The following is a 24432-nucleotide window of genomic DNA, read 5'->3' on the forward strand; positions in this document are numbered from 1 at the left end:
TTAGATTCAGTATCTTTGCAAACTACTGACTAATTCCCGAACACCGATGCTTGATAAATTAGAAGCCATCAGCCAGCGCTACGACAATGTGAACGACGAGCTGATGCAGCCCGACGTGATGTCGGACTTAAAGCGCTATAAAGCACTGAATAAAGAATATAAGGAGCTGGGCAAGATTGTGGCCGAATACCGCAACTACCAGGGTGTGCTCAGCAACATCGAAAACGCCCGCGAAGTCATTGCCACGGAGAAGGACCAGGACTTCCGCGAGATGGCCAAGGCCGAGCTCGACGAGCTAATGCCCGAGAAAGAGCGCCTCGAAGAAGTCATCAAAGACCTGCTGCTGCCTAAAGACCCCAACGACTCGAAAGACGTCATCATGGAAATCCGGGCCGGCGCGGGCGGCGACGAAGCCGCCATTTTTGCCGGTGATTTGCAGCGCATGTACATGCGCTTCGCCGAAAAACAGGGCTGGAAAATGGAGCTGATGGACGCCATGGAAGGCACCGCCGGCGGCTACAAGGAAATCATCGTGGCCGTGCGCGGCGAGGACGTGTACGGCAAGCTCAAATTTGAAAGCGGCGTGCACCGCGTGCAGCGCGTGCCGGCCACCGAAACCCAGGGCCGCATCCACACCAGCGTGGCCTCCATTGTGGTGATTCCCGAAGTGGAGGAATTCGACGTGGAGCTGAACATGAGCGACATTCGCAAGGACTATTTCTGCTCCAGCGGCCCCGGCGGCCAGTCGGTGAACACGACCTACTCGGCCGTGCGCCTCACCCACTTGCCCACCGGCCTGGTGGCCCAGTGCCAGGACCAGAAGTCGCAGCTCAAAAACTTCGACAAAGCCCTGGCCGTGCTCCGCTCCCGCGTCTACGACATGGAGCTAGCCAAGAAGAACGAAGCTGACGGCTTGGTGCGCAAAAACATGATTGGCGGCGGCGACCGCAGCGACAAAATCCGCACCTACAACTACCCGCAGGGCCGCGTGACGGACCACCGCATCGGCTATACGGTGTACAACCTAGCCAGCGTGATGGAAGGCAACGTGGATGACTTCGTGGAGCAGCTCCGCATCGCCGAAAGCGCCGAGCGCCTGCAGGAGGGCGTGACGAAGTAATTGCAACACGACCACTCCCCTCCTTGTTTAAGGAGGGGAGTTTTTGCGAAGCAAAAACGGGGGTGGTGAAGTCGTTGAACGACGCCCGAACGAGCCGCACGTCTGCTTCTTGAATTGACCGTAGACCAGCATACTATCTGCTCTCAACTGTCGTTCAACGCCACAACCACCCCAGCGTCCGCTTCGCGGCCGCGTCCCCTGCTTGGCAAGGAGGGGAGTTGACTGCTTTTGCTTCCTTATGCGCTATCTTTTCCCGCTGTTCCTTATTCTGAGCTGCCTGCTCACCCTCCTGACCGGCTGCGAGCCCAAGGAAGATTTGGTGCAGACCTCCGGCAGCCTGGAAATGGGCGCCGACACGGTGCTGTTTGATACAGTGTTTACCACCATCAAAACCGTGACGAAGCGGCTGTGGGTGTACAACCGCAACAGCGGTGCCGTGAAAACGAATGTTAGCCTAAAAGGTACTTCCGGCACTACCTATTCGCTCATTATCAACGGCGACGCCGGCGCCGCAGTCAACGGCATAACCATTCGGGGCAACGACAGCCTACAGGTGCTGGTGCGCGCCGTGCTTGGTGACAATGGGACGGCTGGATTAGCCAAGAATTTCCTGGTGACGGATGAAGTCCATTTTCTCACCAATGGCAACGACCAGAACGTGAAACTGGTGGCTTATGGGCAAAATGCCTACTTCCATCGCGCCCTTATTATTACAGGCAACCGAACAGAAATCTGGCGCAGCGACAAGCCGCATGTCATTATCAACAGTCCTTATGCGCAGCCCACTGGCCCGGTAGATATCGGCGTGTACGTAGAATCTGGCTCTACTCTCCAAATTCAGCCGGGCGCAAAGATTTATTGCCACGCGGGTGCCACCATTCAGGTCAACGGCACGCTCAGGATTAATGCCGCTTTTGCTCCCGCTGCCGGCGACACCACGGCCGCCAAAGCCGCGACAGTACGCTTTCAGGGCGACCGACTCGAAGCTTATTACGCCGATGTTCCGGGTCAGTGGGGCGGCATCTTCTTCACCTCTACCAGCCGTAACAACGTCATTCGCTACACCGAAATCAAGAACGCCAACTTCGGTGCATCCATCCTGAATGTGCAGAACAGCGCTCCCCAGCCCGACCTGCGATTGGAAAACGTGGTGATGCGCAACATCTCCGGCTCTAACCCCAGCTACGTGGGCACGGGCCTGCCGCCGGGCGGCATCGTGGGCGTGCTGGGCAACATCACCGCTACCAACTGCCTGCTCACCAACTGCGGCGAATACGCCGTGCTGGGCTACGGCGGCACCTTCAACCTCAACTTCTGCACTTTCGCGAACTACACGCCCTCGTTCCGGCGTGAAACTGCCTCCCTCAATTTTTCAAATGCACTGGAGGATGCTAAGGGAAATTCCGTCAAATTCCCACTGGTTATCAACCTGACCAACAGCATTGTGTGGGGCAACTACGAGAACGAGCTATACATGGAGAACAACGCCGACTACCTCTCCACCATCAATATTCGCAATACCCTCCTGCGCACCAAAGACTACGCGGCGGCCACCAACGCCACCGACAAGCCCGGCCTGGGCGCGCCGGGCCTTTTCAACCTGGTAGCCGTCGCCGACCCGCTTTTTAAGCGTACCACACTTACCAGCAGCCGGCCCGACTATCGCCTTCAGGATACTTCGCCGGCCAAAAAGCGCCCCCTGGTAGGAGCGCCTCTGCCTGTTGATTTGCTGAATCTGCGGCGCAGCCAGACCCAGCCCAGCCTCGGCGCTTACGAATAGGTCGTAGCCAGGCGGCGGCTATTCTACCTGCCCGCCCGCGGCATAGCGCAGCGTATCAAACAGCACCAGCTTTTGGGTGCCCTGCACGTCGTAGTGCCGCAGCTGCCCGTTTTGCAGTTGAAAACGCAGTTGCTTTTGCGCCGAAAACAACGGATTGCTCTGGCTGATGGTAGCGGATACTTCCTGGGCTACCGTCCCCCGCTGCACCACCGTCAAACGCGCGACGGGGGCGTTGGGCTGGCCCGGTCGGCGGGTGTAGGTCCGGCGCAGCAAGCCGCCGGGCAACACCACCGAATCCACGGCATACGCCCCACGCAAAGCCGCTTTGTTGATATCGGCCTGAAAAAAAATCTGCAATTCGTCGGCCCATTTCACCGTGGGCACCCGCACCGTTTCCGGTATGCTGCCGCGCAGGCTCACGCGCTTGGTCACGGCGGCGTGGCGCTGGTCTAGCTGCTCTACCTGCCGGGCGAGTAATCCTTTTACGTCAAAATAAAGCGGCCGCCGGGCGGGCGGTGCAGCCGGACCGGCATCGCCGCAGCCAGCCAGTACCAACAGTCCGGTTGCCAATACGATGCCCTTACGCATTCGCAGCAGCTAGCGTGGTGGGGCGCAACAGGCTCAGGCCCGTCATTTCGGGTGGCCGGGGTACGCCCATCAGCTCCAGAATGGTGGGAGCCAGGTCGCCGAGCTTGCCATCGGCCAGGGTGCCGCGGTAGTCGTTGTCGGCCAGAATGCAGGGCACCAGGTTGGTGGTGTGGGCGGTGTTAGGCGAGCCGTCGGCGTTGCGCATAAACTCGGCATTGCCGTGGTCGGCAATAATGATGCTGGCGTAGCCGGCTTCGAGGGCGGCCTCCACCACGGCGCGGGCGCAGGCATCGGTGGTTTCCACGGCGCGTACCACGGCCTCAAACACACCGGTGTGCCCCACCATGTCGGGGTTGGCAAAATTCAGCACCACGAAATCAGCCGACTTGGCTTGCAGCTCCGGCACTAGCGCGTCGCGCAGCTCGGCGGCACTCATTTCGGGTTGCAGGTCGTAGGTGGCTACTTTGGGCGAGGCACGCAGAATGCGTGTTTCGCCGGCAAACTCATTTTCCCGGCCGCCCGAAAAGAAGAACGTGACGTGCGGATATTTCTCGGTTTCGGCAATGCGAATCTGGGTTTTGCCGTGCGCCGCCAGCACCTCGCCCAGGGTGTTGTTCAGGTTGTCCTTCTCAAAAATGGGCGTCACGCCCACAAAGGTGTCGTCGTAATTGGTCAGCGTCAGGTAATGCAGGTTCAGGCGCTGCATCTGAAAGGCGTGCATGTCCTGCTGCGTCAGCACTTCCGTAATCTCGCGGCCCCGGTCGGTGCGGAAGTTAAAGCACAGCACCACGTCGCCCTCCTGAATGGTGGCCAGCGGCTGGCCATCGGGACCGGTTTTCACGATGGGCTTCAGGAATTCGTCCGTCACGCCTTCCTTGTACTGCTCCTGAATGGTTTGAATCAGGTTTTGCGAAGGCGTGCCGATGCCGTGCACCAGCAAGTCGTACGCTACCTTCACCCGCTCCCAGCGGCGGTCGCGGTCCATGGCGTAGTAGCGGCCCACCACCGAAGCAATTTTGGCGCCGCTGCGCACCATCGATTCTTCCAGCTCGTTCACGAAGCGCACGCCGCTCTTGGGGTCGGTGTCGCGGCCATCGGTGAAAGCGTGCACGAATACGCGCCGCACGCCGGCCTCGTGCGCAATGGTGCAGAGCGCCTTCACGTGGTCGATGTGCGAATGCACGCCGCCATCGCTCAGCAGCCCAATGAGATGCAGGGGCTTGTCGTTGGCAATGGCGTACTCAAACGCCTTCACCAAAGCCGGCATCTGGCCCAGCTTGCGCTCCCGGATGGACTTGCCGATGCGCACCAGCTCCTGGTCGACCACGCGGCCGGCCCCGATATTCATGTGGCCCACCTCCGAATTGCCCATCTGGCCTTCGGGCAGCCCCACGGCCTCGCCCGAGGCCTGGAGTTTGCTATGCGGAAAACGCTGCAACAGCTCGTGGTAGAACGGCGTACTAGCCGCATCCACTGCCGAAACCGCTGTGTTCGGGGCAATACCCCACCCGTCCAGAATCACCAACAAAACCTGTTTACTCATGCGGCAAAGATACAGTACCCCCGCCCACGGGTTGAAAATTTTCTACCTTTGCAAGTAGTTAAAAATGTCAGGTTTTTTACTAAGTTTACAAGCTTCCTGGGAACTATCCTTATTTCCTGGCACCATTTTCGCTTGAAAGTCTTCGCGTATGACGCACTTATTACCCCTATAATGAAACGCTATTTTGTTAGGACGCTATTTTTAGGATGGCTCTTCCTTTTGCTTGCCAGCGCAGCACACGCACAGGCTGATAATATGGGGGCCGTTCGGTCGGCCCTGCGCAACGGCTCTTCGCGGGAGTTGTCGCAGTATTTTGCGCCTACTATTGAGATTGGCTTCGATGGTGAAAAAAACATCTATAATTCGACGCAGGCCGAAATTGTGATGAAAGACTTTTTCTCAAAGAATGCACCCAGCACGTTCGAGCTGATTCATCAGGGCCAGAGCGGCGAAGGTATTCAGTACGCCGTTGGGCGCTACACGGGCCGCAGCGGTACCTATCGGGTATATGTCAAGCTTAAGCCCACGCGTGGCGCTCCGCTGATAGACACACTGGACTTTACGAAAGAATAACCCAATCCCCGGCCCGCACAGGTCGGGGATTTTTTTGTGGCTTATCATTAAAAAAGTCTGTCATGCTAGAGCGGATTCGGAGTCAATGGGCAGCGCAGGTAGTAGCGCGAACTTTGTAGTTCGCGTCCCCGCGCCGTTCGAGTATCGTTCTGGTACGCGAACTACAAAGTTCGCGCTACTGTACAGGGACGCCGAAACCGCTCTAAGAAGCTGTTTGCGTTAGCGAGACATAGCAGCCGACCGGTGTAGAGACGCATCTATGCGTCTCATCGTTGGCCGATTTTGTTCAACGACGAGACGCAAAGATGCGTCTCTACACCGGTCGGGCGACTAAAAAAACAACTCAAACAGCTTCTCATCATGACAGATGCTGCTCTAACATGATGGGGGCCCACGTTGATAGAATAGGCAGGGAATTAGGCTGACGAAAGACATCCTTTGCCCTGGTTTTCTTTGCCGCCGCAAGGGCCGTACCTTTGCGCCGTGCAAATCCATCCCGCCCCTTATCTCACGCCCGAAGCCCTGACCACCTTTATCCGCACGGCGTTGGCCGAGGATGTGGGCGACGGCGACCATTCGGCCCTGGCTTCCATTCCGGCCGACGCCCGCAACCGCGCCCACCTGCTGGTGAAGGGCGAAGGCATTCTGGCCGGTATGGCCCTGGCGCCGCTCATTTTCAAGGAAGTGGACGCCAATTTGAGCATGTCGCCGCTACTGGCCGACGGTACGCCTGTAAAGCACGGCGACATCGCCTTCACCGTGGAAGGCCCGGCCCGCAGCATTCTGACGGCCGAGCGCCTGGTACTCAACTGCATGCAGCGCATGAGCGGTATTGCCACCTACACGGCGCACCTGAATAACCTGATTGCCGGCACCAGCGCCAAGCTGCTCGATACCCGCAAAACCACGCCCAACTTTCGCCTCTGCGAGAAGTGGGGCGTGCTCATCGGCGGCGGCGTGAACCACCGCTACGGGCTGTTCGACATGATTATTCTGAAGGATAACCACGTTGATTATGCCGGCAGCATTGGGGCAGCTATTGCGGCCACGCACGCTTATCTGGAAAAGACTGGCCGGCAGTTGCCCATTGAGATTGAAACCCGCTCGCTGGACGAAGTGCAGCAGGCGCTGGCAGCCGGCGGCATCGACCGCATCATGCTCGACAACATGAAGCCCGACCAGCTACGGGAAGCCGTGGCCCTGGTTGCCGGCCGGTTTCCAACCGAGGCCAGCGGCGGCATCACCGAACAAACCATTGCCGAAGTGGCCCGCACCGGCGTTGACTACATCTCGGTAGGCGCCCTTACCCATTCTGTTAAAAGCCTCGATTTGAGTTTAAAAGCATATTAAAAAATGTGGAAATGTGCTGATGTGGAAATGTGGTGCATTATAGGCATTTCCACACATTGCAATTGATTCATTTTCACAACTCAACACATCACTACATTTTCACATTATCATCGTGAACCAACCTAATCAACGCGGCAGTGGTGGCGGCTTTCGCCAGGCCCAGCAGGCACCGTCGCTCGCCATTCGGACCAAAAAATCGCAGCTTACGACCGATGCCTACACCCGCATGGTGATGGGCGAGGTGTGGAAAAAAGACTGGGTGTATGCCCTGATTCCCTTTGCGCTGGGGTTGCTGCCGGCCATTTTTGTGCATTCGTGGTGGTGGCTGGTGCTGGCCGTGGTGCTCACCATTCTGTTTGTGCTGTTTCGCTCGGCGCAGGTGACGGGCATCACCCAGATGGAGCAGAGCAAGCCGCTGTTTGAGCGCATGAACTTTGAGATGGACAACAAGCAGATTCTACTGCGCGTAGGTCCCGAGAAGGCGATGCAGCTGACTTGGGACATGATTGGCCGGGCCCGCCGCGATGCCGAGAGCTACCTGCTTTATCTCAAGCCCGGCACTCCGCCCGAAGGCACGGCCGCGTGGCGTGCCTGGATGGCGCGTGCATTTGACGTGCCGGTGTTTCTACATTTGCCCTACAAAATTTTCAACGCCGACAACGACCGCAAGCTTTTTGAGGCCATGTTGCGCCGCAAAAACCTTCTGCCCGCCGAAGCCGGGGCCGCCACCGTCTAAATTTCAACCTCTGCTAATTTTATTTCGATGAAACTGACCTCCACTCTGTTGCTGGCCGTTGCCACTGCTTCGTTGGCCCTGACCTCCTGCAGCAGCGAGCCCTCCGACTGGCGCCCCAACGAAAAAGTATCGCTCGACCAGGTAGCGCCCGGCACCCGCGACACCGAGAACTTTGACCGTTCGGTTCCCAACGGCTCCATCGAAAACGTCCATTCGCCGCTGATGGAAGCCGCCGAAGCCGAAGCCGCCGGCCACGGTGCCAAGCCCAAGCCGACGGCCGAATCCACCATCTCGGCCAATGCCGAGGAAGGCATGCGCAAGCGCGGCCAGCTGAATGACGCCGGCAAATCGGTGCTGGACGACACGGCGGCCAACGGCCACCAAATCCAGCGCTAAGGCCCGGTTTCTTATTGATTCTCATTTGAGTGGCAGCTTTGCCCGCCAACCGGCGGTCGCAAAGCTGCCGCTTTGCGTCATTATCAGAATGAGGAATGAGGAATGAAGAATGAGGAATTCTCGGAGGTCCTCAATTCTTCATTCCTCATTCTTCATTCCTCATTCTTTCCGTATGGGGTTTGCCATCTTTTTGCTGCTGCTCACGGTGTTGGGCGCGGGCGCGGCGGCGGCCTGGGTGCCGGTGGCGCGCGGCAACCAATGGCTGAAGCCGCTGCTGGCTTTCAGCGGGGCGTACTTATTCACGCTGACCATCACCCATATTCTGCCCGAGGCGCTGCAGCTACTGCCCGCGCAGCCCGAACGGGTGGGCTACTGGGTGCTGGCAGGTTTTTTTGGGCAACTGTTGCTGGAGGTGCTCTCGCAGGGCATCGAGCACGGCCACGTACACCACGAAGCTGCGCACGGGCACGACGGGCCGGGCCAAGTGCCGTTTCTGCTGCTGGCGGCGCTGGTGGTGCACTCGTTTCTGGAAGGCAGTATTCTGGTGCGCACGCCGGCTGTGGGCGAGATGAGCCAGAATTTTTACGCCATTGTGGTGGGCGTGGCGCTGCACCACATGCCCGCGGCGTTTGCGCTGGCCACGCTGCTGCGCCTGCGGCTGGGCAGCTTTCGGCGGGTGTGGGCGGGGCTGCTGATTTTTGCGCTGGCTTCGCCGGTGGGCATCATCGTCAGCAATTACGTGGTGCTATCGAAGCTGCTTAGCAGCGGATTGTATGCGGCGCTGCTGGGGTTGGTAGCGGGCAATTTTCTGCATGTTTCCACCACCATTCTTTTCGAAACCAGCCCCGAGCATCGACTCAACTGGCCTAAACTGGCGGCTACGCTGGCTGGGCTGGCGCTGGCCCTGGCGGTGGCGTAGTGGTGAGTAAAATGAACGTCATGCTGAGCGCAGCCGAAGCATCTCGCGTGTGGTAGTAACTCAATCGTTGAATCGAAAGGATTACTCTTGCACGCGAGATGCTTCGGCTGCGCTCAGCATGACATTTCCTTTGGACAAAAGCTCCTTACGTTAGCCACAGTCCTCCACGGCTCCGGTGCCATACAGAAATTCTTCCAACTGCCGGGCACGGGCGGTTTCGTAGGCCAGCGTGGCCTGAAGGCGCACCAGGCGGCGGCGCATGGCCAGAATGATGTCGAGCGCCTCGGTGGGCAGGCCCAGTTCGTGGTGAAGGCGGGCCAGCCGGGGCAGGTCGTCGGGTTCGTCAACGATGACCGTTTCGGGAACGGGGGCGGCGCGCAGCAGGCCGGCCTGCAAAAACTCGTGTAGGGCAGCGGGAGCTAGACCATAGCGGGCCGAGCATTCCTGAAAAGTGAGGGTGATGAAGTGCGCTTCCATAGCAAACGAAACATCGGGTTAGGCTTCGGGACGCAGGGCCGCGAGCTGCTGAATCAATCCTTTCTCTTCCTCGGTGAGGTGCTGCGGCAAGGTCAAGTTTAGGCGCAGGTACAGGTCGCCGAACTGGCCTTCTTTGCGGTACACGGGGAAGCCTTTGCCGCGCAGGCGCAGGCGGGTGCTGTTGGGCGTTTCGGGCTTGAGCTTGATTTTGACGGGGCCGCTGAGGGTTTCCACGGTCTGCTCGCCGCCCAGCAGGGCTTTGTAGATGCTCACGGGCACGTCCTGGGTCAGGTCGTCGCCGGTGCGGGCGTAGCGGGCATCGGGCCGGATGCGGAAGGTGATGAGCAGCGAGCCGTTGGGGCCACCGTTGCGGCCGGGGCCGCCCTGGTCGCGCAGCCGGATGGTTTGGCCATCGGCCACGCCGGGCTGAATGGTAATGCGCAGGTTTTTGCCGTTCACCGTGATGGTGCGCGGGCCGCCGTGGTAGGCTTCTTCTAGCGTCAGTTCCAGCTCGGCCTGGTAGTCCTGGCCGGCGCCGGGGCGGGTACCGCCCGGCCGGCCACCGCCGCCCATGCCGCCAAACAACGAGCTGAAGAAGTCCGAGAAGTCTTCGCCTTCCCCGAATGGGCTGCCCCCGCCGCCAAAACCGCCGCCCCCCTGGGTGTACTGGCTCCAGTCGAAGCCCCCGCCGGGCTGGCCGCCGCGGCCGCCTCCCCCGCCGGGCTGCTGCTGGTAGCGCTGCCAATCGGCCCCAAACTGGTCGTATTTCTTCCGCTTCTCGGGGTCGCTGAGAACTTCGTTGGCTTCGTTTATTTCCTTGAATTTCTGCTCCGCGCCCTTGTCGTTGGGGTTCACGTCGGGGTGGTGCTGGCGGGCCAGCTTGCGGTAGGCTTTCTTGATTTGCTCGGGCGTGGCCGTTTTTTCCAGGCCCAGCACTTTATAGTAGTCCTTGTATTCCATTGGGTGAATGGTGAGGGAGCAGATGCGCAGATGCACACCCGGTAGCCAATTGCGCTACGAAGATGGGTTCTTTCGCGCTAAAATCTGCGCCGCCTCTTTTCCATGGGCTTATACGCGGCCTATTCGATGCAGTGTTGCAAAAATCACCCCGTTCCTTGCACGTCCGTCCTATGGCAATAGGGCTTCCCAAACTCATGGCACCAGTGCTGCCTGTGCGGCCCTAGTGCCATACCCAAATGCTGCGCCGTTTGCCCCGGCTTTAGCGTAGAACAGTCCGCAACTGCCGAAGGGCTGGGTGGCGAAGCAAAGACCCCGCGGAAACAAGATTTACGGCACCATAATTGGTTTGCACTATTCAACGAAGTTGGCCGTAGAAAGTCATTTCGCCACTTGCCGCAAATCCAGCCAGCCTTTTGCACTCGTGCATTAACTTTTGATGAAGCGGACCGTATAAAAGCCGTAACTTGCAGCCTCAAGGCAATTCATCTAATTTTTTTCTTTATTCTATTTTTAATTTTTCCATGAAAATCAATCATCTCCTCGGTGGCGTACTAGCCATATTCTGTTTTACGAGTGTGGCTGCGCAGGCCCAGACCGCTCGCCCCGGCCACGTAGCCCCCAAGCCGCGGGTTGTGGTTGCGAAGGCCGATGGCATGAAAGATGGCCTGACCATGCAGAAAGGCCGCGTGATGGTGACCGAAACCGGCATTACCAACCCGCTGGCCGCCGATAAAAAACTGCTCAACGGCACCACCATCAGTCCCTCCGGCCTGGTGACGGCCCCCGGCGGTACCACGACCCAAATGGCCGAGGGCGACCAGGTGTCGCTGACGGGCAAAATCACCACCCGGCAGGCCATCATGGAGGCCGACAGCATTGCCAAGATTCAGGCCTACGACCTCAAATACCCCGGCAAGCGCAAGAAAGCCGAAGCCGAGCGCGAGCGTCGCGACAAGGCGGAAGCTAAGCTGAAGGAGAAACGCGAAAAAGCATTGGCTAAAAAAGAGAAGTAGAACCTGCACCAGCCCGTTGAGCGCCGCCGTTTTTCGAAACGGCGGCGCTTTTTTTGGTCGGGGAGCCGCTTCGCATCTCCTATCTTTCGGGCCTTTACGTATGCCCGCCCATGCTCTTTTACACTGTGATGAAGCCGCTGGTGCAGGTGGCCTTGCGGATATTCTTTCGGCGCATGGAGGTGCGGCACCGCGAGCGCCTGAACCTACCCGGCCCCCTGCTCTTTGCCGGCAACCATCCCAACACCCTCATGGACCCGCTGCTGACGGCCATTGCGTGCCGGCAACCGGTGGCGTTTCTGGCCAAAAGCACATTTTTCATCAATCCGGTGGTGCGGGCCATTATGCAGTCCGGCAATTCCATTCCCATCTACCGGGCGCAGGATGCGGGCGCGGGTGGCCCGGCCACGCCCGAGCAGCGCGCTGCCCAGAACGAGGCCACCTTTGGCCGCTGCTACGACTACCTGGGCCGGGGCGGCACCATCATGATATTTCCGGAGGGCACCAGTGTGAGCGAGCGCCGGCTGCGGCCCCTCAAAACCGGCGCGGCCCGCATTGCGCTGGGCGCCGAGGCCCGGCACGGCTTCAAGCTGGGGCTGCGCGTGGTGCCCATTGCCACCAACTACTTCGACCCGGCGCGCTTTCGCTCCGATGTGCTGCTGAACGTGGCGCCGCCCATTGTGGTGGCCGACTACGCCGCCGCCTACGCCCAAGACCCCGACGAGGCCGCCGACCAACTCACCGATGCCATTCGTGTAGCCCTGGAGCGCCGCCTGGTGGTGAGCAAGGACGCGGCCGACGATGCCTTCGTGCAGCAGATTGAGCGCACCTTCGGCGACCACCTGAACCCGGACGACGACCCCACCACGCTCTACGACAACTTCCAGCTCAGCCGCACGCTGCTGCAAGCCCTGGCCTGGGCCGAGCAGACGTTTCCGGAGCGCCTCACCCTGGCCCGCGCCCAACTCAACACTTACCTCGCCGACCTGCACCGCCACCACCTCACCGACCAGGCCCTCGACGACCAGCAGCGCGGGTCCGTGGCGGGCCTGCTCAACCTGGTTTTGGGGGTGCCGGTGTGGCTTTATGGCGTGCTGAACAACTATTTGCCCTACATTCTGCCGTCGCTAATTGCGAAGCGCGCCACCAAGGAAGTGGAATTCGTGGCCCCTATCATGCTGGTGGTGGGCATGTTGACCTTCCCGCTGGCCTACACCCTGCAAATTGCAGCCGTCCACCATTTCACCCAGGACTGGCGCTGGACGCTGCTGTATGCGCTCAGCCTGCCCCTCAGCGGCTTCTATGCCCTGAGCTATTGGAACACGCTGGCGGCCCGGTTGCGGCGGTTGCGGGCGGCCCGGCTGTTTCGGCGCGCCCCGGCCGAGGGCCAGGAGTTGCTTCGGCAGCGGGCCGCGTTGGTGGCGCAATTGGAGGAGGCGCGAGAGGCGTATTTGGCAAGATAGAATGGCTGAAAAACAGAACGTCATGCTGCGCGCAGCCGAAGCATCTCTACTGCGCCTCTTGTCATCCTGAGAGTAGCAAAGGACCTTCTCACGTCGGAACGAATCGACAGAATGCGAGAAGATGCTTCCTTCGTCAGCATGACAAACGGCGCGGGACAGATGCTTCGACTCCGCTCAGCATGACGTTCTTTCTATCACTTCACCCCACCGCTAATCCAGCGGCATCTGGCCAAACCACATGGTTTTGCCGGTTTTGTTTTCGCCGAAATACACGATGCTGTTTTTGCCGCCCATGGGCAGTTGTGGCATCGAGTTGTTGAGGAAATACTGCTCGTTGCCGAACTTGGAGAAGTTGCTGAGCTTAGCCGAAGTCAGGTCGATTTTGGCCACGGCCGGGTAGTAGAGCACTTTGGCCGTGCCCGACTCCATCCCGCTGTTTTCGCGCACGCCGCTGATTTCGCCAATCATCCAGTACAGGCTGTGGCCGTCCTGGCCGAGGTAGGTGTGCTGCTCGTTGGGGTTCTGCTCGCTGTACTTGTTGTTTTCCTGGCGGCGCACGCCGTACTGGGCGCGCAGGTGGCCCTGCGGGTCGAAGTGAAACATCATGATGTCCTTGTACTCGCGGTTGTTGGCGGCGGTGCCCATGCTGGTGCCGCCTTTCCCGCTCATAATGCCGCCCAGGCCACCCACTAAGCCTCCGCCGCTACTCGTGGTTTTGGGGGCGCCCAGGCCCAGCGCGCCGCGCTCCAGGCCGTAGCTCTGGCCACCGATGAGCAGGTCGCCGTTGGGCAGCACCGTGCCATCGGTCACCCGGAAGCGCTTGCCGGTGTATTCGGGGGTGCGCTTTTGGGCGGGCGGGGTTTGCAACTTCTGCTCAAACTCGGCCACCGGCGTGTTGGTGATGAAAGCCACCGCCCCGTCCTTGATTTTCAGCAGCTCGAAGTTTTTCGCCTTGAACTTGTCTTCCAGCGGCCCGCGCACGGCTTCGTTGGCCACCTGCGCCGTGATGTCCTCGTTGAAATATTCGTCCTGCTTGTCGTTGGCCGGGCCGAAGATGGCCACTGTGCCGTCGCGGAAAGTCGCCATGCCATTCACCAGCCAAATGCTGTTGGGCGAGGCAATGCTGACCCGCTCTTTCTGCTTGGTATCGGCCCCTACGCGCACGTAGGTGTAGTTGGTGGCCTGCGGGTCGGCCTGCTTTTTCATGCCGGCAATGGCCACCGGCGCAAACACAATGCCCAGGTCATACTCGGGGTCGGCCGAGTCGTCAGCATCCTCGCCCTGGTCGCCTTTAGGGTCCAGCTTGGTGGCCTGCACCACGTACTGCGGCTTGTCGAACTGCAACGGCGTATCCGACACCAAATCCAGGTCTTTGTTGAATTTTAGAATGTGGTACTCCTTGTACATGCGCAGCGGGTCGGTGCCTTTGCCCAACTTGTCCTTGCTGGAGGTGATGACTACCACGTTACCCGTTTGGTCGTACTCGGCGTGGGCCGAATACTGGTAGAAGGAGCCGTTGTCGCCGCGCGGCTTCACTTTTTCCAGAATTTCAATCTTCTTGTTGTAGCCTCCCCAAAACCAGTCCCAAGTGTAGTGGGCCTGCTTGCGGCGCAGCACCAGTGTGCCCGTCATGTTGGGCTCTACGGTCACGCCGGGCACGTCGTAGGTATCGCCTTTGTAGCGTTTCACCTTTTCCACGGGCTCTTCGCTCTCATCCATGCTCTTGAAGTTGAATTGCTTATCGAAATGATAGGTTTCAAACTTCACCTTGCGGTTGGTGGCTTTGGTGCAGAAGGTAAGGTCCACCTTATTGGCGGCCTCGTCCACTTTCACCTCGTCCAGAAAGCCGCGCTTGGCTTTGCCCGATACGTCGTGGGTTTTCTCAATGGCCAGCTTTTGGGCCAGCAGCGGGGCGGGAAGCAAGGCAGCGGCTAGCACGGCAGTAGCCGGCAGCCAGCGCCCCAGGGCGGAATGTGACATGGAATAAACAGAAAAAAGTGGTGGAGAAATTGCCACCGCAGTGGCTTACACAAAGGACTTCCCCCCTTCCACACCCGTCAATCCGTGCCCGCAGGCATATTTCCGTCCGTACTGGCACGGAGGGGTTTAGCAATGAGCAATGAGCAATGAGCAAAAGGAACGTCATGCTGAGCGTAGTCGAAGCATCTCTACCGCTTCCTTCAACGATTTATTTACTTCCACACGCGAGATGCTTCGACAAGCTCAGCATGACGTTCCTTTTGCTCATTGCTCATTGCTCATTGTCAATTGATAAAAGCTCCTGCCAGCAGCGCCACCACGATAATGGCCACGCTTGGCACCTTTTCCCACAGTAGCAGCAGGAAGGTGGTGCCCACCAGCAGCGGGTTCAGCGGCAGCGTGTCGATGGGACCGAAATGAAATGGCAGGTCCAGCAAGCGGTAAGGCAGCGGGTGGTAGAGCAGGAACGTGGCCGCGCACACCAGCCCGGCGCTCACGGCGTTGATGCCTTCCAGGGAGGCCTGCACCACCCGGTACTGCCGCAGCCGGTCCCAGAACCGGATGACGAAGAAGATGAGGAAGGTGCCCGGCAAAAAAATACCCGCCACGCCCACCAGCGCCCCCAGCACCTGCATGCCCGGCCCGCCGGCCGGCCGCATGGCCAGCGCCCCAATGTAGGCCGCCACCGAAAAATTGGGCCCCGGCATGGCCTGCACCAGCCCCAGCCCCGACAAAAACTCCGTGCCCGTGAGGTAGTGCTTAAATTCCACAAATTCGGCGTAGAGCAGCGGGGCCAGCACCTGCCCGCCCCCAAACACCAGTGAGCCGTTGCGGTAGAAGTTCTCGAACAGCCGCACCGGCAGCAGCTGGGTATAGTGGCCCAGCACGGCCGCCCCGGCCAGCGTGCCCAGCCACAGCACAAAGTTGGCCCATTCGATGCGGAGGGGCTTTTTCTCCTGCACAATGGCGTGCTTGCGGTAGCGCACGGTGGTCACGGCACCACCGGCCAGCAGCAGCAGCGGTAGCATCCAGGGCAGCTGGAAAAAGTAGGCCAGCATGGCGGCGGCCACCATCAGCCCCACCGAGGTTTTGGTGTGAATTACTTTTTCGGAAATCTTGTAGGCCGAAAATGCCACGAAACCCACCGCTACCGGCTGCACAAACTGCACCAGCGCCGCCACGCGGGCCGGGTCGAGGTGGCTGAGGGTGAGGCCGGCCAGCGTCATCAGGGTCACGGCCGGCGTCATCCAGACCAGCAGGGTGAGGTAGGCCAGGTTGGGCCCGCCCAGCCGGAAACCAATTACGGTAATGGTTTGGGTGGAGGTGGGGCCCGGCAGCAGCGCGCACAGCGCCTGTAGCTCCAGCAGCTCGGCCGCTGTGATGTAGCGCCGCTTCTCCACCAGCAGCCGGAAAAACATGGCCAAGTGCGCCTGCGGACCGCCAAAGGCCGTGCAGGCCAGCGCGGCCACGTCTTTTAGAAAAATAATGCCCCGCACCCGCCGCGTCCGTTTGCCCAATCGCCGCGGGGGGGGCGAGAGCGAAACGGAAGCAGTAGGATGCGGGGAATTATTGGGAACGGAGGCCGGAGCAGTCATAAAAAGAACGTCATGCTGAGCGCAGCCGAAACATCTCGCGGGTGGTAGTAACTCAATCGTTCAACAGGTTTGATTACTGCTGCACGCGAGATGCTTCGGCTGCGCTCAGCATGACGTTCTTTTTTATCATTCTACTGCCCGTTCCTTATTTTTTCTTCAGGCCCAGTTCAATCAGGCGCTCGTTCAGGAACTCACCGGCCGTGATGTCAGCCTCCTTCTTGGGGTTGTCGGGCGTCACGCAGTGCTCCAGAGCCGCCAGGCTCATTTCGGAGCGCGGGTGCATGAAGAACGGAATGCTGAAGCGCGAGGTGTTCATTTTTTCGCGGGGCGGGTTCACCACGCGGTGGATAGTGCTTTTGAGCACGCCGTTGGTGAGGCGCTGGAGCATGTCGCCCACGTTCACCACAATCTGGTCGGGCAAGGCTGTGATGGGAATCCACTTGCCGTCGCGGCGCTTCACCTGCAGGCCGTCGGCGCTGGCGCCCATCAGCAGCGTGATGAGGTTGATGTCGCCGTGTTCGGCGGCGCGCACGGCATCGGCGGGCACCGCGTCGGGGTTTTCGATGGGGAAATAATGTATCGGCCGCAAAATACTGTTGCCGTGTTTCACTTTTTCGTCAAAATAATTTTCGGGCAAATGCAAGTACAGGGCAATGGCGCGCAGCACGTCCTGGCCGGCGGCTTCCAGCGTGCGGTAGGCCGTGAAAGTGCTCTGCTGGAAACCGGGCACTTCTTCGGGCCAGACGTTGGCGGGGTATTCGTTTTTAATCGGGTCTTTTTCGTCTTCTACTTCCTGGCCCACATGGTAGAATTCCTTCAAATCACCGGTATTTCGGCCCTTTGCGTGCTCTTTTCCCTTGCTAATGTACCCGCGCTGGCCGGCCAGTTCGGGGTTCTCGTAGCGCTGTTTGGCGTCGTCGGGCAACTGAAAAAAGGCCTGCACATCAGCGTATAGCTGCTTGGTTTGCTCGTCGTTGAGGCCGTGGTTTTTGAGGGCCACGAAGCCAATATTTTGGTAGGCCTCGCCGAGCTGTTGCACGAAACGGGCCTTGCGCTCGGGGTCGCCGGAACGGAAATCGGCGAGGTCGAGCGAGGGAATGTGGTCAAGAAGTTGGTCTTGCATAAAATTTTTGGGTTTACTTTGAGGCCGGGTATGGCCCGAGGTGGGCAACGCCGCAAGTTAAGCAAAACCCCGCACCGGGCCTTCGCCGTAAGCGGGCAAGCTCCATAAACCTATGAAATACGCACTACCCTCCCCTTATTTACGCTTCTCTTACATGAAACGCCCCATTTGGCTGCTGTGCAGCACGACCCTTACGCTGGCGCTGCTGGCAAGCTGCGAAACCAGCAAGCCCGCCACCGACGTCAGCGCCAACGCTGGCGGCCAAACGGCCACCGCCGGCCGCACCACCACCAACGGCGAAAGCATGGAGTCGAACGGCATTCGGCTGACGCCCTTCAGCGACTCGCCGAAGTTTCCGGAGGCCCAGCTCCAGCTGCGCACGCCGGTTTCGGCCTCTACGGTGCCCAGCGGCGAGGTGGCCTTCGACTACCAGGTGAGTAATTTTATCCTCACCAAAATGAGCGGCGGTCCGCACATGGGCGAAATGGCCAATTCGATGAAGGGCCAGCACATCCACAACATTGTGGATAATGAGCCCTACACGGCCCATTACGAGACGAAATTTACCAAAGCTATTCCCGATGGCCAGCACGTGGTGCTGTCCTTCCTGTCACGCTCGTACCACGAGAGCCTGAAGCACCGCGGCGCCTACGACCTGCGCATCATCAACGTGGGCAATGTCAAGCCGGCCACCACGCCCATCATCAACGTGGGTGCGCCGAACCTGTTCTACAGCCGTCCGAAAGACACGTACTCTGGCGCCGATGCCAAGCGCATCATGCTGGACTTTTACCTGGTGAACACCACCCTGGAGCCCGGTGGAAACCGCGTGCGCGCCACCATCAACGGCACCGAGTTCATGCTCGACCGCTGGTTGCCCTACCAGATGGAAGGCTTGCCCGCCGGCGAAAACACGGTGAAACTGGAGCTGGTAGACAGCAGCGGCAACCTGATTCCCGGCCCGTACAATTCGGTGACGCGCAAGTTCACGGTTGCGCCCTAACGGCTTTTTTAGGCTGCCTGGGCTTATTAGCTAGGTTATTTCTTTGTTAAGCATTTGCAGAAGGTCCCTTGGCTCGCCAAGGGACTTTTTTGCTTGTCCTCGTTTGCTGCTTCGGCGCTACCTTGCCCGTCATGCCCGCCGCTCCATCATTTTCTGCTGCTTCGCTGCTCACCCGCGAGCAGGTACTACGCGCCCTGCGCCAGATAGCCCGCGAAGGCCGCCCGCTGCCGCCCGGCACCGTGTATGAACTGGTGTACCGGGGCCGCCGCTACCCACCCCGCGCCGTGGCCGAACTGGCCTACCGCCTGGCCACCGGCAACCCCGCCGCCCAGTGGCCCCGCCCGGCCGGCGCGCCTACCAACGCCCTGCTCGAAAGTCTGGACTTCACCATTAGCACAAAACGGCCCGTGCTTACATCGGGCTCGGGGCCCGATGGCGACGAAACGGCCCGCCAGCAGGCCGAGGACCTGTATACCGGCTTGGCAAAAGATGCCGAAGGCAGCATCTTGCCCACCAAAGCCGCCGAACCTATTGCCGCCTACGCGCCACTGCCTTATTCCCGTGCCGAGGCACTGGCAGAGCTTTTTATCACGGAAGCCGAGTTGGATGCGGCGCTGGCCGGCCTGCAGCGCCGGCGCAACCTGCTGCTGCAAGGGCCACCGGGCACGGGCAAAACGTTTCTGGCGCGGCGCCTGGCGTGGCTGCTGCTGAGCGCGCAGGACGAGCACCGCGTCGAGCTGGTGCAGTTTCACCCCAGCTACGGCTACGAGGACTTCATGCTGGGCTTCCGGCCCGATGCCGATGGGCGCTTTCACCTAGAGCCCGGCGTGCTGCCGCTCTTGTGCCAGCGCGCGGCAGCCGACCCTGACCGGCCCTATTTCCTGCTGATTGACGAGGTAAACCGGGGCAATGTGTCGCGCATTTTTGGCGAGCTGCTGCTGTTGTTGGAGGCCGACAAGCGCGGCCCGACCCATGCCCTGCGCCTGCCCTACGCCCCACCTGAGGCCCCTAAATTCTTCGTTCCGAATAACCTGTACGTCATCGGCACGCTCAATCTGGCCGACCGCTCCCTCAGCCCGCTGGATTATGCCCTGCGTCGTCGGTTTGCCTTTGTGGCGCTGGGGCCGCAGTTTGGGGCGCCGCTGCGGGCATTCCTGGCAGCGAGGAAAGTACCCGATGCACTCATCGAGCAGCTTTGCACCCGCATGGCCGCCCTCAACCAAACCATTGCCGACGACCCAGAGCTAGGCCCGGATTTCGAAATCGGCCATAGCTACTTCTGCCAGCCACCACCGCAGCCCGAGCAAGCCGCTGAATGGCTGCGCCTGATTCTGGAGCAGGAAATAGGCCCGCTGCTGGCCGACTACTGGCGCGAGCAACCGGCCACGGCCGCCGCCCAGTTGCGCAAGCTGCTGGCGTAGCAAATCCTTCATTGATGATTAACCTCATGCTCAACTTTCGAACAGGATGCATTCTCTTTCTCAATTTAATGGTCGGCGGGTGGCTAGTAAAAGTTAATCTATTTGATGGCAGTAGCGATACAACAGGGTTCTTCACACTACTTACCCTTCTTTTTTTGGGTGTGTACGATGTATATGCCTATTTCCTTTATCACCGTTTGCATACGCCTTGCACGGAATCAAAAGCGTTGTTTGTTTCTTTATTAGCCACACCGCTGTTCATTCTATGGGGCTTGAGTCTTTAGTTTTTCACAAAGAGTCTAACGGTTTGAGCCGCGTTCGTGCTTCTGGCTAGTGATACCGCTGCCCACCCTCTATTATTTCCTGTGCTATGCTTGGAACCGGCTGCCCGAGCCGGCCGTGCTGCAAGCCAGCGCAGCCACGCCGTTTCATCGGCCGCTGGGGTTGCTGGCGCAGGTGCTGCTGCACGGCACGCGCCGTTTGCTGCGCAACAGGCTGCCGCGCACGTTTGAAGCCCGGGAAGCCGAGCTGGCCAGCCTGCGCGGACGCATCGAGTGGGCGCCTACGCTCGGACGGGGCTTGTTGGAGCGCGGCCGGGCCGTTTGCACGTTCGATGAGCTGAGCCCGGTTTCGCCCCTGCACCACCTGTTGGCCCAAACCCTGGCGGTGCTGGCCCACGCTGCTGATTTACCGCTGGCCTTGCGCCGCGAGCTGAGCCAGATACGGCAGCGGTTTCCGGCAGCGCTGACTGCCGATGCGGGGGCGGCGCCCACGGCCGCTACGTTTCGGGAGCTGCGGCGGCAGCGGCTGGGCAGCCAGGCCGCCTTTTTGCTGCACGTGTGCGAGCTGGCGTGGCTGTCGGCCCTGCCTGAGCCGGCGGCCGGCGGCCGCAGCCGCTTCACCGACTTTCGACGCGACGAGGTGCTGATGGCGCGGTTATTCGAGCAGTTTACGCGCAATTTTTTCCGCCGCGAGCAGCGTCGCTACCGCGTGTACGCCGAAACCATTGCCTGGCAAGCCGAAACCTCGCAGCCCAACGACCTCGCCCTGCTGCCCACCATGCTCACGGACACGACGCTCGACGCGCCCGACCGTAAAATTATTCTCGACACCAAATACTACGCAACCGCCCTGCGCCCGCGCTACGACCGGCAGCGCCTCATTGCACCGCACCTCTACCAACTTTACGCCTACCTGCAAAACCAGCGCCCCGCGCCCGGCCAAGCCCTGGAGGGCATCTTGCTGTACCCCGCCGCTGCGCAGGCTGTGGACGTGCAGTACACGCTGGGCGGGCACCCCGTGCGGGTGGTTACCCTGAACCTCCTGCAGCCCTGGACGGGCATTGCCGCCGATTTGCTGCGCCTTGTAGAGTAAGTAGCGTTTGCAGCTTTCGTATTCGAAGACGCCGCAACCAACAAGGCCGGGCACAAAAAAATGGCCCGGACTTGCGTTCGGGCCATTTTTAAGAATAGGGAAGGCTGGGTGCTGGCACGAAGCCAGCGGCCAACTACTTCTTCTCTTCGGTGGTCGTGGTGGTGGTGGTGCCAGCAGCAGGAGCATCCGTGGTAGCGGGAGCAGCAGTAGCGTCAGCAGCAGGAGCAGCCGTGGTGGCAGTGCTGTCGGTGGTGGTGGTAGTCGTAGCCTCGGTGCCAGCAGCAGGAGTCTCAACAGTGGTTTCTTCGGTCTTCTTCGACTCGCAAGAGGTCAGACCAGCGGTCAGGGCCAGGCCCAGGGCAGCAACTTTAAACAGGTTAGTCATTTTGGGGTAATTTTGAAAATGGGTTAACTTAAAAACGCCCTTTATTCCCCCTTTCTGGAAAGGTAACCCGGCCCGGAAAAATATTTTTTTACCGGGTTACTTGCGGCCCGTATCTGTATTAACCCCCAAAGTGAATGAGCAGGGGCAATCCAACTTCCTCTTCTTTGACTCCTACTGATGAAGCGCTGATTTTCGCCATTCGTGGCGGCGATGAGCGGGCTCTGGCCCACCTATACCGGCTGCACTGGCCCATGGTATCGCATTTCGTGCTGCAAAACAGCGGTTCGGAAGACGATGCCCAGGACGTGTACCAGGAAGGCGTGATGGTGTTTTATGAAAAAGTACGCGACGGCTCCCTCGAGCTGAGCTGCCAGATTAAAACCTACCTCTACGCCGTGTGCCGCCGTTTGTGGCTGAAGCGCCTGACCAGCAAAAGCCGCTTCGGCGTGCGCTTGCTGGACGACGAGGAGCACGGCCCGTACCTGAACACGGGAGCCGAAGAAGACCTGCTGACCGCCGAGGAACAGGACCGCCGTTTCGCCACCATGAGCGAGGCCCTGAACCACCTCGGCGAGCCCTGCCGCTCGCTTATAGAAGGCTTCTACCTGCTCGATAAGTCGATGCAGGACCTGACCACCGAATTTGGCTATACCAACGCCGACAATGCCAAGAATCAAAAATATAAGTGCCTTGTTCGCCTGAAAAAACTATTCTTTTCCCATTATAAAGAAGAGCCTATCTGATACCCTTGGCTGCGGGCAACCGGCCCGCAGAAGTTCCCCCATCCGCTTGCCGCTGCTTGCGCCCACCCTGCAGCCTTACCCATGATGACTGAAGCAGATTACTACGCCTTATTTGAAGCCTACGCCCACGGCGAGCTGGCCGGGCCCGCCCGCGCCAACCTCGAAGCACGCCTGGCCGCGGACCCGGCCCTGGCCCTGCGCTACGCCGACTTTGCCGAGATGACCAGCACGCTGCGGGCCTATGGCCAGCGCCAGCAAACCCGGCAGCAGCTCCGCAGCATTCACGCCGCCATGCTGGCTGCCGAAGCGCCGGAACTACTTGCCCAACCCGAAACCAAGCTCACCCACACCGTGAACCCGATGCTGCGCATTTCGCGCACCGAGCGCAAGCTGCGCGAGTTCTGGAACGGGCACCGCGCCACGGTGGGCGTGGCTGCTTCGGTGGCCGTGATGGCGGTGTTTGCTACGCTGCTGGGGTTGGATTTGTGGAAGACTTCTCACCTGCCCACCCCCATGGGCTACCAAGCGCTCCGCCGCGAAGTAGAGCGAATCAAGAAGAGCCAGAAGGATTTGAAACTGACGCTCAACACGCAACTGGGAAAAGAGACCCTTCCGGCCGTGTCGAGCAAATTCAGCGGTACGGGCTTCGCCCTCACCTCGGAAGGCTATCTGGTAACCAGCTTCCACGTAATCCAGGGGGCGGACTCGCTGTTGGTGGAGGGCCGCAACAACCAGCACTACCACGCCGAGCCGGTGTATTCCGACGTGAAGCACGACTTGGCCATCCTGCGCATTACGGACAAGAAATTCAACGGCTTTGGCCGGTTGCCCTACGCCGTGAAATCAGGACAGGCCGATTTGGGCGAACGGGTGTTCACCCTCGGCTACCCGCGCGAGGACGTGGTGTACGGCGAGGGCTCGCTGAGTGCCCGCTCCGGTTTTGAGGGCGATACCGCGTTTTATCAGGTGAGCATTCCGGTGAACCCGGGCAACTCCGGCGGCCCCTTGCTTGATGAGCGCGGCAACCTGATTGGCGTGGTGAGCGGCCGGCAGAACGACGCGCAGAGCGCCGCCTTCGCCACCAAGTCGTCGTATCTCGTGCGGCTGGTCGATTCGCTGGCGGCGGCCAAGCCGGCCACCACGTACCCGTACCACTTGCCGCGCTTTGGGCAGCTAGCCGGTAGCGGGCGCCCCCAGCAGCTGAAGAAGCTGCAGGACTATGTGTTTGTGGTAAAGGTATTTGAATAAGTCAGCCTTTTTGAGCCAGTGCCCGGCACTGCTCAGCTTACGTCAAAAGCCTTATTCCTGCGCAGGAATGAGGCTTTTTTGCTTGATTTGCACCGGACTTTATATAGTATATTTACGATATAAAATTCTTTGCTCACCGGTCGTTTGGCAACCGCGCCACCTGTGTTTCTGATAACCTTGAATGCCCGAATACAGTATCTAGGCCTGGATAAACTGTGTTTGTCTCCTTCTCCTTTTCTCCCCTACAAACCTCCGCACTCCGTGGCTCAAAATCAACAAACTCCGCCTTCCAGTAACGACGTTGCCGGCTCGGCCATTTTCAAAAAGTTTCTCGGTACGGCGGAAGGCTACATCAAGCAGCCCACCCGCCTGAAATCGCTGCTGACAGATGCCTACAAAAAGGCCAGCGAGAAAAACGACGTGGGCACCCTGGCCCACGAAGCCTGGGAGACGCTCCAGACTATGTTCCGATTGGTTAAGGCCTCCACTTCGGGCGAGTACACGGGCGTTCCCTTGAGCACGGTATTGGCAGCCATTGCCGTATTCATCTATTTCATCAGCCCGATTGATTTGATTCCGGATTTTATCCCGGTACTGGGCCTGCTCGACGACGTGGCCCTGGTGGCTTGGTTCTCAACTACGCTC

At 59.8% G+C, this 24432-nt stretch carries 22 protein-coding genes and 1 pseudogene; 15 read left to right on the forward strand and 8 right to left on the reverse strand.

Annotated elements, in window-relative coordinates; all coding sequences use genetic code 11:
* Positions 1 to 46: 46 nt before the first annotated feature.
* Positions 47 to 1120: a peptide chain release factor 1 gene (prfA, locus tag JKL48_RS16040; protein ID WP_201984381.1), complete on the forward strand. Its 1074-nt coding sequence runs from the start codon at positions 47 to 49 to the stop codon at positions 1118 to 1120.
* A 238-nt stretch (positions 1121 to 1358) separates the two neighbouring features.
* The gene (locus JKL48_RS16045; protein WP_201984386.1) at positions 1359 to 2900 is read left to right on the forward strand and encodes a hypothetical protein; all 1542 of its coding nucleotides are present in this window, start codon (positions 1359 to 1361) and stop codon (positions 2898 to 2900) included.
* A gap of 18 nt (positions 2901 to 2918) precedes the next feature.
* Here JKL48_RS16045 and JKL48_RS16050 read toward each other — a convergent pair whose 3' ends face one another.
* Together JKL48_RS16050 and gpmI are read right to left on the reverse strand one after the other, a co-directional pair.
* On the reverse strand, positions 2919 to 3488 hold the full coding sequence (locus JKL48_RS16050) for a hypothetical protein (RefSeq protein WP_201984391.1): 570 nt from the start codon (positions 3486 to 3488) through the stop codon (positions 2919 to 2921).
* On the reverse strand, positions 3481 to 5031 hold the full coding sequence (gene gpmI, locus JKL48_RS16055) for a 2,3-bisphosphoglycerate-independent phosphoglycerate mutase (RefSeq protein WP_201984401.1): 1551 nt from the start codon (positions 5029 to 5031) through the stop codon (positions 3481 to 3483). The genes JKL48_RS16050 and gpmI overlap by 8 nt, the downstream gene beginning before the upstream one ends.
* Positions 5032 to 5202: 171 nt before the next feature.
* On the opposite strand from gpmI, the gene JKL48_RS16060 reads away from it, so the two are divergent.
* The 5 genes from JKL48_RS16060 (at position 5203) to JKL48_RS16080 (ending at position 9005) form a co-directional block, all read left to right on the forward strand.
* Positions 5203 to 5604, forward strand: coding sequence for a DUF4783 domain-containing protein (locus JKL48_RS16060; RefSeq protein WP_201984403.1), 402 nt, complete (start codon positions 5203 to 5205; stop codon positions 5602 to 5604).
* A gap of 483 nt (positions 5605 to 6087) precedes the next feature.
* On the forward strand, positions 6088 to 6954 hold the full coding sequence (gene nadC / locus JKL48_RS16065) for a carboxylating nicotinate-nucleotide diphosphorylase (protein ID WP_394368861.1): 867 nt from the start codon (positions 6088 to 6090) through the stop codon (positions 6952 to 6954).
* Between the two features lie 112 nt (positions 6955 to 7066).
* Positions 7067 to 7690: a hypothetical protein gene (locus JKL48_RS16070; protein WP_201984405.1), complete on the forward strand. Its 624-nt coding sequence runs from the start codon at positions 7067 to 7069 to the stop codon at positions 7688 to 7690.
* A 27-nt stretch (positions 7691 to 7717) separates the two neighbouring features.
* A complete protein-coding gene (locus tag JKL48_RS16075) occupies positions 7718 to 8086 on the forward strand; it encodes a hypothetical protein (protein WP_201984408.1) in 369 nt (122 codons plus the stop codon).
* A 172-nt stretch (positions 8087 to 8258) separates the two neighbouring features.
* On the forward strand, positions 8259 to 9005 hold the full coding sequence (locus JKL48_RS16080; RefSeq protein WP_201984417.1) for a ZIP family metal transporter: 747 nt from the start codon (positions 8259 to 8261) through the stop codon (positions 9003 to 9005).
* Between the two features lie 150 nt (positions 9006 to 9155).
* On the opposite strand, the gene JKL48_RS16085 is transcribed toward JKL48_RS16080, so the two are convergent.
* Positions 9156 to 9482, reverse strand: coding sequence for a hypothetical protein (locus JKL48_RS16085; RefSeq protein ID WP_201984420.1), 327 nt, complete (start codon positions 9480 to 9482; stop codon positions 9156 to 9158).
* Between the two features lie 18 nt (positions 9483 to 9500).
* A complete protein-coding gene (locus tag JKL48_RS16090) occupies positions 9501 to 10442 on the reverse strand; it encodes a J domain-containing protein (RefSeq protein ID WP_201984534.1) in 942 nt (313 codons plus the stop codon).
* A gap of 521 nt (positions 10443 to 10963) precedes the next feature.
* Here JKL48_RS16090 and JKL48_RS16095 point away from each other — a divergent pair.
* Both JKL48_RS16095 and JKL48_RS16100 read left to right on the forward strand, forming a co-directional pair.
* Positions 10964 to 11455, forward strand: coding sequence for a DUF6799 domain-containing protein (locus tag JKL48_RS16095; RefSeq protein WP_201984424.1), 492 nt, complete (start codon positions 10964 to 10966; stop codon positions 11453 to 11455).
* 110 nt (positions 11456 to 11565) lie between these two features.
* A complete protein-coding gene (locus tag JKL48_RS16100) occupies positions 11566 to 12915 on the forward strand; it encodes a lysophospholipid acyltransferase family protein (protein ID WP_201984431.1) in 1350 nt (449 codons plus the stop codon).
* 210 nt (positions 12916 to 13125) lie between these two features.
* On the opposite strand, the gene JKL48_RS16105 is transcribed toward JKL48_RS16100, so the two are convergent.
* The 3 genes from JKL48_RS16105 to JKL48_RS16115 form a co-directional block, all read right to left on the reverse strand.
* Positions 13126 to 14895 (reverse strand): hypothetical protein, encoded by a 1770-nt coding sequence (locus tag JKL48_RS16105; protein WP_201984435.1) that lies wholly within the window; start codon positions 14893 to 14895, stop codon positions 13126 to 13128.
* Between the two features lie 284 nt (positions 14896 to 15179).
* Positions 15180 to 16490: a chromate efflux transporter gene (gene chrA, locus JKL48_RS16110; RefSeq protein ID WP_201984438.1), complete on the reverse strand. Its 1311-nt coding sequence runs from the start codon at positions 16488 to 16490 to the stop codon at positions 15180 to 15182.
* 145 nt (positions 16491 to 16635) lie between these two features.
* Positions 16636 to 17613, reverse strand: coding sequence for an isopenicillin N synthase family dioxygenase (locus JKL48_RS16115; protein WP_201984443.1), 978 nt, complete (start codon positions 17611 to 17613; stop codon positions 16636 to 16638).
* Between the two features lie 154 nt (positions 17614 to 17767).
* On the opposite strand from JKL48_RS16115, the gene JKL48_RS16120 reads away from it, so the two are divergent.
* From JKL48_RS16120 to JKL48_RS16130, 3 genes are all read left to right on the forward strand, one after another.
* Complete coding sequence (locus tag JKL48_RS16120) at positions 17768 to 18616, forward strand: hypothetical protein (protein WP_201984446.1); 849 nt, start codon at positions 17768 to 17770, stop codon at positions 18614 to 18616.
* An 89-nt stretch (positions 18617 to 18705) separates the two neighbouring features.
* A complete protein-coding gene (locus JKL48_RS16125; RefSeq protein ID WP_201984460.1) occupies positions 18706 to 20037 on the forward strand; it encodes an AAA family ATPase in 1332 nt (443 codons plus the stop codon).
* 333 nt (positions 20038 to 20370) lie between these two features.
* On the forward strand, positions 20371 to 21411 hold the full coding sequence (locus JKL48_RS16130) for a 5-methylcytosine restriction system specificity protein McrC (RefSeq protein WP_201984467.1): 1041 nt from the start codon (positions 20371 to 20373) through the stop codon (positions 21409 to 21411).
* A 133-nt stretch (positions 21412 to 21544) separates the two neighbouring features.
* On the opposite strand, the gene JKL48_RS16135 is transcribed toward JKL48_RS16130, so the two are convergent.
* Positions 21545 to 21796 (reverse strand): hypothetical protein, encoded by a 252-nt coding sequence (locus tag JKL48_RS16135; RefSeq protein WP_201984470.1) that lies wholly within the window; start codon positions 21794 to 21796, stop codon positions 21545 to 21547.
* Positions 21797 to 21930: 134 nt separating this feature from the next.
* Between JKL48_RS16135 and JKL48_RS16140 the strand changes: the two genes are divergently transcribed.
* From JKL48_RS16140 to JKL48_RS23790, 3 genes and pseudogenes are all read left to right on the forward strand, one after another.
* The gene (locus JKL48_RS16140; RefSeq protein ID WP_201984473.1) at positions 21931 to 22539 is read left to right on the forward strand and encodes an RNA polymerase sigma factor; all 609 of its coding nucleotides are present in this window, start codon (positions 21931 to 21933) and stop codon (positions 22537 to 22539) included.
* Positions 22540 to 22620: 81 nt separating this feature from the next.
* On the forward strand, positions 22621 to 23787 hold the full coding sequence (locus JKL48_RS16145) for a S1 family peptidase (RefSeq protein WP_201984475.1): 1167 nt from the start codon (positions 22621 to 22623) through the stop codon (positions 23785 to 23787).
* Between the two features lie 522 nt (positions 23788 to 24309).
* Positions 24310 to 24411 (forward strand): annotated as a pseudogene (locus JKL48_RS23790) (YkvA family protein); the annotation flags it as partial.
* Between the last annotated feature and the right edge of the window lie 21 nt (positions 24412 to 24432).

It is taken from the genome of Hymenobacter rubidus (genome assembly GCF_016734815.1).
Lineage (GTDB): Bacteria > Bacteroidota > Bacteroidia > Cytophagales > Hymenobacteraceae > Hymenobacter > Hymenobacter rubidus.